This is a genomic window from Desertihabitans aurantiacus (genome assembly GCF_003344635.1).
Taxonomy (GTDB): Bacteria; Actinomycetota; Actinomycetes; order Propionibacteriales; family Propionibacteriaceae; genus Desertihabitans; species Desertihabitans aurantiacus.
Genome location: NZ_QPKK01000121.1, coordinates 1 through 11,233 on the forward strand (window position 1 = coordinate 1; position 11,233 = coordinate 11,233).

An 11,233-nucleotide genomic window follows, 5' to 3' on the forward strand; every position below is an offset into this window, starting at 1 on the left:
CGGCCCGCTCCCGCAGCAGCCGGGCCGCGGCAGCCGGGTCGGGGGCACCGGACGCGCTGCGGGCCGCCTGGGCCAGCAGCCGCCAGCAGTCCTGCACCTTGAGCATCGCGTAGCGCTCGAGCAGCGGCTGCAGCTCGCGCCAGGCCAGCGCCGGGTCGCCGTCGCACCAGGCCCGGTCGGAGCGGGCGGTGCACCACAACCGGGTGTACTGCGGCAGCCGGCCCGCCGGGGTGCTCGACCCGGTGAGCTCCAGCGCGTCCCGGGCGGCCTCGCCCCGGCCCTGCCAGACGTCCATCCAGGCGCTGACCAGGGTGAGGTGCAGCGCGTGGTGCCCGATCGGCAGCAGCTCCTCACCGGTGCGGCGCAGCTGGGCGGCCCGCGTCCACTCACCGACCTCGAGCAGCGCCTCCATCGCGTTGCCGATGAGCATGGCGCCGGTGGAGCGGGCGATGCCCTCCTGCCGCGCCCGCTCGATGCCCGCGATCGCGAGCTCGGCGGACTCGGCCGCGCGGTCGGCGCTCAGCAGGGCGTCGGACATGTTGATCGCGTAGCGCAGCTCCAGCCAGGGGTTGCCGGCTGCCAGCGGGGCGCTGCGGCGCAGCAGCTCCAGCCCCGCCTCCTCCTCACCGCGGGAGACGAGCACGCAGCCCTGGGTGTTCATCGCGCTCGAGCGCAGGTGGTCCAGCCCGACCGCGACCGCCACCGACTCGGCCTCGCGGGCGGTCTCCAGCGCCTCGGCCAGGTTGCCGGTGAGCATCAGCTGGGTGGACAGCGCGTCCAGGGCGCGCGCCCGTTCCTCGGTGTCGCCGTGGCCTTCGGTGAGCTCGACCGCCCGGGTGGCGGTGCTGATGGCGTCGCTGTAGCTCTTGGTCAGGTCGTCCACCGACAACCCCTCGAGCAGGGCCTTGGTGACCATCCGGCGGGCGGCGACCAGCGGCTCGCCCTCGATGTCGGTCTCCGCCAGGGCGGCGGCTATGAGCGGCAGCCCCCGGCGGGAGTCTCCGGTGCGCCGGGCGGCGAAGGCGGCTGCCTCGAGGACGTCGGCGCGGCTGCGTCCGCCGTGCCGCTCGGGGTCGACCCGCTCCCACAGCTCGAGCACCCGGTCGTACATCTTCAGCCGCTCGTAGGGGCTGGCGGTCGACTCGGCCGCGGTGAGGGCGGCGGTGAAGGCACGGTCGAGCTGGTGCCCGGCGTACCAGTGGTGGGCCAGCTCGGTGGCCGCCTCGGCGCACTGCAGCTCGGGGTGGGCGGTCAGCGCCTCGGCGAAGCGGACGTGGGCCCGGGCGTGCTCGCCGGGCAGCAGCTCCTCGTGCAGCACCTCGCGCAGCAGCGCGTGGCGGAAGGCGTAGCCATCCTCGGTGGGCACCAGGACGCCGGCGTCGACCGCCTCCCGCAGCAGGTCGTCGGTGGCGGCGTCGGTGCCGTCGCCCACCTCGCGGAGCAGGGCGTGGCTGATCGAGGTGCCGGCGGTCGACATCAGCCGGACCATGGCCTGGGCGTCCTCGCTCATCCTCCCCGCCCGCACCAGGAGCGCGTCGCGCAGGGTGTCGGGCAGGTTGAGGCAGTCTCCGGTGACCGCCTGGGCGAGCTCGGCGACGAAGTAGGGGATGCCCTCGCTGCGCTCGTGCACCTGCTGCACCAGCTCGGCCGACGGCGGCCGGTCGAGCCGGCTGGCCACCATGGCCGCGACCTGCGACTGGTCGAGCCGCGGCAGCTCGACCCGGCTGACCATCGGCAGCCGGACCAGCTCGCCGAGGTAGGGCCGCAGCGGGTGGCGCCGGTGCAGCTCGTCGTTGCGGTAGGAGGCCAGCAGCAGCACCGGGGCGGACTGCAGGGCGTGCAGGGCGAAGCGCAGCAAGTGGCGGGTGCCCTCGTCGGACCAGTGCACGTCCTCCAGCACCACCAGCAGCGGTCGCGCGGCGGCGGCCTGCTCGAGCACCCGGGTGACCGCCTCGAACAGCCGCAGCCGGTCCGGCTCGGGCGGGCGGGTGCCGCCGAGCGAGGGCAGCAGCACGGTCAGCTCGTCCACACCCGCACCGGCCCAGTCGCGGATCGTGGCGGTGTCGACGTTCGCGGCCAGCTGGCGCAGCACCCCCTGCACCGGCACGAACGCCAGGCCCTCGTCGCCCAGCGGCACCGACTGCCCGGTGAGCACCAGCGGCCGCGTCGGCTCGGCGGCGACCCGGCGGCAGAGCTCCTGGATCACCGTGGTCTTCCCCCCGCCGGCCTCGGCGGCGAGCAGGGTCAGCCGCGCCCCGGCCGCCGCCTCGCGCCAGTGCTCGAGCAGCAGCCCGAGCTCGGCGTCCCTGCCGACCAGGGGGGTCTCGATGGCCACGACGTCATCGTGGCACGGCGCACCGACAAGAACCGCGGGATCGACCGGTGCCCGTCCGCCAGGTCGGCCGGACTCACCGGTGCGAGCCGAGCAGCAGCCGCTGGACGGCCAGCGGTCGCCGTCCAGCGCGCTCCTGGCGTCGCAGCTCGCGCCGGGCACGGCGTTCGGCGCGCTGTTGCTGCACCACCTCCTTCGCCAGGGCCGCCTCGGCCGCGCGGGCCACCCGCTCCGCCTGCTCGTACTGCCAGGTCTTCTCGGTCCAGTAGCTGTTCATGACTCCACCGTCGGTCTGAGGCGGCGGCCGCCACATCGGGCGAACTCCCGGGATCTGGGTGTGGATGGTCTGAGGTGGCCTCTGAGGTACCTCAGGCGGGCTCGGGAGGTCGCACGGCCCGGCTAGCGTGGGCCGTCCCCAGGGGAGGAGGGTCGCGGTGGAGGGCTGCGTGTGCGGCAGCGGACGGCCGTCCGCGCGCTGCTGCGACCCGCTGCTGGCCGGACGTCCGGCGCCGGCGGCCGAGCGGCTGATGCGCTCGCGCTACACCGCCTTCGTCCGGGGCGATGTCGACCACCTGCGGGCCAGCTGGCACCCGAGCACCCGCCCGGCGACGCTCAGCCTGGACCCCCACGTCGTGTGGGAGGGGCTGACCGTGCTGCGCACCGAGCGCGGCGGGCTGCTCGACGACGACGGCGTGGTGGAGTTCCGGGCCCGCTGCCGACGCGCCTCCGGACCGGAGGTGCTGCACGAGGTCAGCCGGTTCCGGCGCGAGGGCCGGGACTGGTTCTACCTGGACGGCGTGCACCCGTGACCGCCACGGCCCTCCACTACCGTGGCGGCCGTGAGGCACCTGCGCTGGATCGTCCCCGCGGTCATCGGGGTGGCGTCCTTCGTCGTCCCGGGGGCGGTCGTGCTCCGGCTCAGCTCGCGTCCCGAGCTGTCGGCGATCGACGGGCTGCTGTTCCTCGCGATGGCGACGCTGCTGCTGGTGGGGCCGCTGGTCTGCCTGATCATCACGATCGTGCAGGCGTCGAAGCTGCAGGGGGAGGCGCGCCTCCGCCGGGCCTGGCAGCAGGAGCAGCAGACGCTGGAGCAGACCCCGGAGGGGGTTGCGCACTGGCACCGGGTGGCCGCCGACCTGCGCGCGCAGCCGCTCGCCGGGCAGGCGCCGCCGTCGGTCGCGGTGTGGCCGGTCACGCTGCGTCCGGGCGAGAACGCCTGCTACGACCTCACCCTCCGCTACGCCCGCTTCTACGGCACCGACGTCAGCTACCAGCACGGCTCGACCTTCGCCTTCGGCCGCCCGGGCTTCGTGGCGGCCGCGGTCGCCGCGACCGCGATCGGCAACCACCGGCGTCGGGCGGCGGCGCAGCGGATGGCGACCGCGCAGTGGCGCGAGACCCAGCTCACCCGGGTCGTCGTCACCGACCAGCGGGTGGTGTGCGACCTGGGCGGGCGCTGGCTGACCTTCGACTACGCGACGATGAGCGCGGTCTGGCCGGACGTCTCCGGGAACGCCTTCGTGGCCGCCTTCCACACGACCGAGCCGCTGCTGCTCGGTGGGCCCGCGTCCAACGTCGTCTCGGTGCTGGCCCTCGCCGCCCTGCACGGGCCGCAGGGGTTGCGTGAGCACCCGGTGCTGCGGGAGCTGGACGCGGCGGGTTCGGCACCCGAGCTGGATCCGGGGCCTGAGGCCGCTGGGGGACGAGGTCGTCCCGTTGACCGTGGGGACGGGCAAGGGCAGCGCGGGACGCACTCGTCGATCTTCGACGCCTGAGGGGCCTCGGCCGGCGGAGCAGGACGCCCGCGGCTGGCCGTCGTGTGGCACCGGGGCGCCGGGCCCGCGGCGCAGCCAGGTGGCTGCGACGAGCGCTGCTCCGGTGACTCAGCTTCCGCGCGCCTCGACGGCGAGCAGCGACTACCTTCGCTGCATGCCCTCTGGCGGCGTGGTCCTCGAGATGAACGACCCGCGCCAGCTGGTGCCAGCCCCGACCCGGGCTGACGTCCGACTCTCCCAGGTCGACCGCGACGACGTCCCGAGGTTCGCCACGCTGTACCGGACGATCTGGGCGCCGTTGGGTGGGGGTGGGCGGGTGGCGTGGGGCGTCACCGACTGGCGCGCTGAGCTGGCGCGGCCAGGGACCGAAGCGTGGATCGCGACCCTGGGCGGTGACGACGTCGGGATGGCCCAGATCGGCTGGAGCGGACGGGGAGACGCCGGCTTCACGGTCATCGGCGTGATTCCCGCATGTCAGGGCCAGGGGATCGGTGGCGACCTCCTGACGCGGCTCACCCGCCGGCTGTGGGAGCACCCGGCCCCGAACGGTCGGGCCACCCACCGCGTCTGGCTCTGGACCCTCGCCGACGAGCACCCCCACACGATCCCGTCCTACCTCGCGCGGGGGTACCGGCGTGGCCCCGACCTCGTCGACTAGCCGTGGGGCCGAGCAGGATCTGACCGCGTTGTCCACAGGGCGCAGACGACGTGGAGCGTTGTCCACAGATGCCAATCGGCCGGTTCTCGGGAGGCGACCGCTGCCTAGAATCGAACACATGAGCGAGGCGATGCTCGGCGCGGTGGCCGACGGGAGTTCCACCGAGGTGGTGGCACCGGACGTGGTCGCGCGCTGGGTGCGGGCGCTGGCGACGGTGCCGGTCGAGCGCCTGTCCGAGGCGGCGGACGCCGAGCTGGTGGACCTGCTGCGGACGCTGGAAGAGCTGAAGGCCGCCGCGGAAGGTCTCCAGGCGGTGGCCGCGGTGGCGCTGGACCGGAGCGTGCGGGCCGCGGAGGAGGGTCGTGGTCTGCCCCGGGCACGGTGCGGTCGCGGGGTGGCTGCGCAGGTGGCACTGGCGCGACGGGAGTCCCATGCGCGGGGTCGGCGTCACCTCGGGCTCGCGACGGTGCTGGATGCGGAGATGCCGGGCACCTTGGCGGCGCTGCGCGCGGGTCGGATCACCGAGTGGCGGGCGATGCTGCTCGCACGGGAGACGGCGTGCCTGTCCCGGGAGGACCGTGGGTCGGTCGATGCCGAGCTGGCGGGTGACCCGCAGCGGTTGGCGGGCATGGGCGATGCCGAGGTGGCAGCGGCCGCCCGGCGGTTGGCGCAGGAGCGGGATCCAGCGGCGGCGGTGGCCCGGCGGGCTCGGGCGGAGGCGGAGCGACGGGTGTCGCTGCGACCGGCGCCGGACGTGATGAGCCAGCTCTCGGTGCTGCTGCCGGTGCGGGACGGGGTGGCGGTGTTCGCCACGCTCGACCGGGTGGCGGACACGCTGGTCGCAGCCGGTGACGGTCGCAGCCGCGACCAGATCCGGGCGGACACGCTGGTGGACCGGGTGCTGGGCCGTGACCGGGCTCTCGCTGCTGTGTCCACGCCGCTGACGTGGGCGGCTGTGCCAGCGGGACCGGCAGATGTGGCCCGAGGGACCGAGACCTTCCGAGCCGGAGCGGCGCAGACCGGCGGCGCGGGGAGCATTGCTGGCGGCGGTCGAGTGGCGGTCCCGCAGCCGGGTCCGGTAGAGGTGGGGTCGGATGGCCACGCACCCGCACCCTCCGTCCTTCCGCGTGATCAAGCGGGGGAGACGGCGAGCGGGGTGGGGCCAGCATGCTGCTCGGGTCCTCCGGAGCTCACTGCGCTCCCGCCTCCACCCGACGGCGGCGAGGAGGCGGCGGTGTCGGCGTTGCCGGTGCTGCTGCACGTCGTGGTCTCCGACCGCGTGCTGCTGGGCGCGTCCGACGAGGCAGGGCACCTCGACGGGTACGGGCCGGTACCGGCTGACCTGGTGCGCGAGCTGGCTGCGGGGCGAGCGTGGGTGCGCCGGCTGTACGCCCGACCCGGGACGGGGGAGCTGGTGGCGGCGGACTCGCGGGCCCGTAGGTTCCCAGCCCGGCTGGCCCAGCTCGTGCGGCTGCGCGACCAGCGGTGCCGGATGCCGTGGTGCGGCGCGCCGGTGCGCCACGTCGACCACGTACTCGCCGTCGAGCGGGGCGGGGCGACCAGCCCGACCAACGGGCAGGGGCTGTGCGAGGCCTGCAACTACGCCAAGCAGGCGCCCGGCTGGGCGGCCAGACCCGTGCCGGGGCTGCGGCACACGGTCCGCACGGTCACCCCGACCGGCCACATCTACAGCTCGACGGCCCCGTCGGCGGCGGGTGCACCTGGGTTCGCGGTGGCGACACCATGACCTCCCACCAGCGACGGTCTTGCCCACCCTGCCGCGGGGGGCGACGCGCTCCTCAGCGGCGCCCGTCCCAGCCCACCGTGGCTACCGTGGAGGGGTGCGGCACCTGCGCTGGATCGTCCCCCTCGTCGTCGGGACCGGCGTGGGCGCGGCCGGGTGGATCGCCCAGCTGAGGCTCGCCGAGCGCCCGGGCGACGTCGGCGCGCCCGAGGTCCTGCTGCCGACCCTCCTCATGCTCACCGCCCTCTTCGGCGGACCGGTGGTCGGGGTCGCTCTCGCGGTCCGCCAGGGCGGCCGGATGCTGCTGGAGCGACGGCGGGCCCGGGCGGCTGAGCGTCGGGCGGTCTCGCCGGCCTTCCAGCCCCTCGACGGCCCAGCTCCCTCGCCGACCATCCACGACACCGCCCCGGCGACGCCCGAGCCCGCCGACCCGCCGCAGGCCTCCGCGCCGCGCCACCCGTCGATCTTCGACGCCTGACGGCCGCCGGTCAGCGCTCCGAGCGGTGCTGGCGCCGGGCGTCCACGAGCAGCCCGCGCAGGGCCGCCATCAGCCGCTCCTTGAGGGCGTCGCGGACGTCGGTGCCGTGCAGCACCCCCTCCAGCAGGGTCGACTCGAACACCGCACCGAGCAGCCCGAGCTGGTTGGGCTCCAGCCGCAACGGCAGCCCCTTGCCCTCCAGGCCCGCCGACAGCAGCCGGGCGAAGAGCGCCTTCTGCTGGTCCTCCAGCTCGGTGTAGTCGGCACGCAGCTCCGGCGTCCGGACGGCGTGCAGCCGCAGCTCGGCGGCCGCCACCACCGCCGCCGGGTCGGTGTCCTGCGCGCGGACGAACAGCTCGACTCCCTGCTCGATCAGCTCGTCCATGCTGAGGTCGCCCATCGAGACCTGGCTGATCGTCTGCTCCGCCACCGCCGCGTGCTCCTCGTGCCGGCGCCGGATCACCGCCAGGCAGAGGTCCTCCTTGGAGGTGAAGTTGGAGTAGAACGCGCCCCGGGTGAAGCCGGCCCGCTCGCAGATTTCCTCCACGCTGGCACCGTTCACCCCGCGCTCGGCGAACACCTGCACGGCGGCGTCCAGCAGCCGCAGCCGCGTCCGCTCGCGCCGTGCGGTCGGTGCGCCCTCGACGCGCGTGGTCGCCGTCGACGTCCCCTCGGTGGGGGTGAGAGCCATGTCACGTCCTCCCCAGTTGCTGCCCGCACCCTATCGGATACAGTTCCGTATCGGATGCACGACTGTATCGAACTGGTCAGGGGTTCCGATGTCCTCGTTCCTGCACGCCCTGGGGCGCGCCGCCTACCGCCACAAGTGGCGCACCATCCTGGTCTGGGCGCTGGTGGTGGGCGTCCTCGGCGGCACCGCCGGGCTGATCAGCCGGTCCTTCGACAACGAGTTCACGATCCCCGGCGCGCCGGCCCAGGTCGCGCTCGACCAGCTCAGCCGCACCTTCCCCGAGGTGGGTGGGACGTCGGCGAGCATGATCGTGGTCGCCCCCGAGGGCAGCGACGTGGAGTCGCCCGACGTCCGTGAGGCGGTCGAGGCGCGGCTGGACGACTTCGAGGCCCTCGACTTCGTCGACACCGCTGCCAACCCCTACGACGACCTGGTCGAGGGCACCATCAGCGACGACGGCCGCGCCGTCATCGTCCAGGTGCAGATCCCCGGCGACGCCCAGGCGGTCACCGACGCCCAGCGCGAGCAGCTGGTCGCCGTCGCCGAGGAGCTGCAGGCCGACCTGCCCGGCTCGACGGCGAGCATGGGCGGGGAGATCTTCAACATGAGCGTCCCCGGCTTCAGCATCGTCGAGGTGATCGGCGTCGTGGTGGCGCTGGTCGTGCTCATCATCACCCTCGGCTCGCTGGTCGCCGCCGGCATGCCGCTGCTCACCGCGCTGCTCGGCGTCGGCGTCACCATGACGATCCTGCTCGGCTCCACCGCCTTCGCCGCCATCAACTCCACCACGCCCATGCTGGCGGTGATGCTCGGTCTGGCGGTCGGCATCGACTACGCCCTGTTCATCCTGTCCCGCCACCGCGAGCTGCTGGCCGACGGCCTGGACGCCGAGGAGTCCGCCGCCCGCTCGGTGGCCACCGCCGGCTCGGCCGTCGTCTTCGCCGGCGTCACCGTCATCATCGCCCTGGTCGGGCTGGCCATCGCCCAGATCCCCTTCCTCACCGTGATGGGCCTCTTCGCCGCCCTCGGCGTCGCGGTCGCGGTGGTGGTCGCCCTCACCCTGCTGCCGGCGCTGATGGCGCTGGCCGGGGAGCGGATGCGGCCCCGCAAGCCCAAGCCCGCCGCCGAGCGGGGACGTCCGTTCCGCGGCTGGGTCCGCCTGGTCACCAGGGTGCCGGCGCTCACCGTCGCCGTCGTGGTGGTCGGCTCGGTCCTGCTCAGCCTGCCCGCCCGCGACCTCACCCTCGCCCTGCCCAACGCCGGCGAGAACGAGATCGGCACCCCCGCCCGTACCACCTACGACCTGCAGAGCGAGTACTTCGGCCCCGGCTTCAACGGCCCGCTGATCGTCACCGCCGGCATCATCGGCAGCGACGACCCGCTCGGCGTGATGGACGGGCTGAAGGCCGACATCGAGGCCATGCCCGGCGTCCAGAGCGTCCCGCTCGCCACCCCCAACCAGAACGCCGACACCGGCATCGTCCAGATCGTCCCCACCACCGGGCCCTCCGACCCCGCCACCGCCGACCTCGTGGAGCGGCTGCGTGAGATGGAGGACGACTGGCTGGACGAGTACGACGTCCCGACCGCCGTCACCGGCGCCACCGCCATCCAGATCGACGTCTCCGACCGGCTCGGCGGCGCGCTGCTGCCCTTCGGCATCTTCGTGGTCGGCCTGTCGCTGGTGCTGCTGACCATGGTGTTCCGCTCCATCGCGGTGCCCATCAAGGCGACCCTGGGCTACCTGCTGAGCATCGGCGTCGCGTTCGGGCTCACCACGCTGGTGTTCAACGGCGGTCACGGTGCGGAGCTGATCGGCCTGGAGCGTCCCGGCCCGATCATCAGCTTCCTGCCGATCCTGCTGATGGGCATCCTCTTCGGCCTGGCGATGGACTACGAGGTCTTCCTCGTCTCACGGATGCGGGAGGACCACGTCCACGGCCGCCCGGCCCGCGAGGCCGTGCAGAGCGGGTTCGTCGGCTCCGCGCCGGTGGTCACGGCCGCCGCGGTCATCATGTTCGCCGTCTTCGCCTTCTTCGTGCCCGAGGGCGAGGGCGCCATCAAGCCGATCGCCTTCGCGCTCGCGGTCGGTGTGGCCTTCGACGCCTTCATCGTGCGGATGACCCTGGTGCCGGCGGTGATGGCCCTGCTCGGCGAGCGGGCCTGGTGGCTGCCCGGCTGGCTCGAGCGCCGGCTGCCGGCCCTCGACGTCGAGGGCGAGCAGCTGCACCGCCAGCTCGAGCTCGCCGACTGGCCCGGGCCGGACGCCGGTCAGGTCGCCCACGTCGAGGGGCTGGCCGTGGAGGGCCTGCTCGGACCGGTCGACCTCGATCTCGACCCCGGTGAGGTGCTGGTGGTGCAGGGCGCCCCGGCCCAGCGCGCGGCGCTGCTGATGGGTCTGGCCGGACGACTGGCCCCCGACGCCGGACGGGCCCGGATCGCCGGTGAGCTGCTCCCCGGCGCGACCGCGGCGATCCGCCGGCGCAGCGGGTACGTCGACGCCACCCTCCAGCCCGACGTCGAACGCGGGCTGGAGACGCTGTCCCGTCGGCGTCCGCCGCTGGCCCTGGTCGACGGGGCCGACGCGCTCAGCACCCCCGGCGCCCGGCAGGCCCTGGACCGGCTGATCCGCTCCGCCCAGGAGCGGCGCGACCAGGCGGTCGTCCTCGGTGTCGCCACCGCCTCGGTGGTGGCCGACCTCATCGCCGGACCGCACCAGTACCTCGAGCTCCACGACCCCGACCCCGACCCCGCCCCCGCCCTGGCGACCGCGCCGGAGCAGACCACCAGCGACGCGCTGGCCACCCGGAAGGACCTCCGCTGATGCTCACCCTCGAACGCGCCGACCGCTCCCGCGGCGTCACCTGGTGGTCGCTGGTCGGTCTGGTCCTGGTGCCGGTGATCGTCGCCGCCGGGTTCCTCTGGGCCACCTGGGGCTCCGACGACCGGCTCGACCGGGTGCAGGCCGCCGTGGTCAACCTCGATGAGGGCACCGAGGTGAACGGCCAGCGCGTCCCGCTCGGGCGCCAGCTCGCCGCCGGGCTGGTCGACTCGGAGGAGGAGAACTTCACCTGGACCCTGACCGACAGCGAGGACGCCGAAAGCGGGCTCGCCTCCGGCCGCTACGCCGCGGTGGTCACGATCCCGGAGAACTTCTCCGAGGCCGCCACCTCCTACGGCGGTGACGCGGCCGAGGCCGAGCAGGCCGAGATCGACGTCCGGACCTCCGAGGTCACCGGGATCGCCGACGGCGCCATCGGCCAGACCGTCGGCAACGTCGCCGTGGCCACCCTCAACACCGAGCTGACCAAGACCTACCTGGACAACATCTACCTCGGCTTCAACGACATCGCCGACCAGTTCGGCACCGTGGCCGACGGCGCCGGCGACCTCGCCGACGGTGCGGAGGAGCTGGCCGACGGCACCGAGCAGTCCGCCGAGGGCGCCGGCCAGCTCAGCGACGGGCTGTCCCAGCTCGGCACCGCCGGCGGCGAGCTGGCCAGCGGCGGCCAGGAGCTGGCCAGCGGCGCGGCCCAGCTGGCGGCGGGCGGCCCC

Annotated in this window: 10 protein-coding genes; 7 read left to right on the top strand and 3 right to left on the bottom strand. The window is 74.4% G+C overall.

Annotated features, from left to right (window positions below):
* Together DVA66_RS11095 and DVA66_RS11100 are read right to left on the bottom strand one after the other, a co-directional pair.
* Positions 1–2,335 (bottom strand): ATP-binding protein (locus DVA66_RS11095; protein WP_114560144.1); only part of this gene is annotated, 2,335 nt, incomplete at its 3' end.
* A 73-nt stretch (positions 2,336–2,408) separates the two neighbouring features.
* Positions 2,409–2,609, bottom strand: a complete 201-nt coding sequence (locus DVA66_RS11100; RefSeq protein WP_114560145.1) for a hypothetical protein — start codon at positions 2,607–2,609, stop codon at positions 2,409–2,411.
* Positions 2,610–2,766: 157 nt separating this feature from the next.
* Between DVA66_RS11100 and DVA66_RS11105 the strand changes: the two genes are divergently transcribed.
* From DVA66_RS11105 to DVA66_RS11125, 5 genes are all read left to right on the top strand, one after another.
* On the top strand, positions 2,767–3,141 hold the full coding sequence (locus tag DVA66_RS11105; RefSeq protein WP_114560146.1) for a YchJ family protein: 375 nt from the start codon (positions 2,767–2,769) through the stop codon (positions 3,139–3,141).
* Positions 3,142–3,171: 30 nt separating this feature from the next.
* The gene (locus DVA66_RS11110; RefSeq protein ID WP_114560147.1) at positions 3,172–4,107 is read left to right on the top strand and encodes a hypothetical protein; all 936 of its coding nucleotides are present in this window, start codon (positions 3,172–3,174) and stop codon (positions 4,105–4,107) included.
* A gap of 154 nt (positions 4,108–4,261) precedes the next feature.
* Positions 4,262–4,765, top strand: a complete 504-nt coding sequence (locus tag DVA66_RS11115; RefSeq protein ID WP_157973959.1) for a GNAT family N-acetyltransferase — start codon at positions 4,262–4,264, stop codon at positions 4,763–4,765.
* Positions 4,766–4,883: 118 nt separating this feature from the next.
* Complete coding sequence (locus DVA66_RS11120; RefSeq protein ID WP_114560149.1) at positions 4,884–6,512, top strand: HNH endonuclease; 1,629 nt, start codon at positions 4,884–4,886, stop codon at positions 6,510–6,512.
* 94 nt (positions 6,513–6,606) lie between these two features.
* Positions 6,607–6,987 (top strand): hypothetical protein, encoded by a 381-nt coding sequence (locus DVA66_RS11125; RefSeq protein ID WP_114560150.1) that lies wholly within the window; start codon positions 6,607–6,609, stop codon positions 6,985–6,987.
* A 10-nt stretch (positions 6,988–6,997) separates the two neighbouring features.
* Here the strand turns inward: DVA66_RS11125 and DVA66_RS11130 are convergent, their stop codons facing one another.
* Positions 6,998–7,678 carry a TetR/AcrR family transcriptional regulator gene (locus DVA66_RS11130; protein ID WP_114560151.1) on the bottom strand — a complete coding sequence of 227 codons (681 nt, stop codon included), beginning with the start codon at positions 7,676–7,678 and terminating at the stop codon, positions 6,998–7,000.
* 88 nt (positions 7,679–7,766) lie between these two features.
* On the opposite strand from DVA66_RS11130, the gene DVA66_RS11135 reads away from it, so the two are divergent.
* Together DVA66_RS11135 and DVA66_RS11140 are read left to right on the top strand one after the other, a co-directional pair.
* The gene (locus DVA66_RS11135; protein ID WP_114560152.1) at positions 7,767–10,502 is read left to right on the top strand and encodes an MMPL family transporter; all 2,736 of its coding nucleotides are present in this window, start codon (positions 7,767–7,769) and stop codon (positions 10,500–10,502) included.
* A partial coding sequence (locus tag DVA66_RS11140; protein ID WP_157973960.1) for a YhgE/Pip domain-containing protein occupies positions 10,502–11,233 on the top strand: 732 nt, incomplete at its 3' end. The genes DVA66_RS11135 and DVA66_RS11140, both read left to right, overlap by 1 nt.

Bases quoted from the DNA above. Each gene is read 5' to 3' on its own strand.
- DVA66_RS11100 (WP_114560145.1), bottom strand. From the start codon at position 2,609: ATGAACAGCTACTGGACCGAGAAGACCTGGCAGTACGAGCAGGCGGAG.
- DVA66_RS11115 (WP_157973959.1), top strand. From the start codon at position 4,262: ATGCCCTCTGGCGGCGTGGTCCTCGAGATGAACGACCCGCGCCAGCTG.
- DVA66_RS11120 (WP_114560149.1), top strand. From the start codon at position 4,884: ATGAGCGAGGCGATGCTCGGCGCGGTGGCCGACGGGAGTTCCACCGAG.
- DVA66_RS11130 (WP_114560151.1), bottom strand. From the start codon at position 7,678: ATGGCTCTCACCCCCACCGAGGGGACGTCGACGGCGACCACGCGCGTC.
- DVA66_RS11135 (WP_114560152.1), top strand. From the start codon at position 7,767: ATGTCCTCGTTCCTGCACGCCCTGGGGCGCGCCGCCTACCGCCACAAG.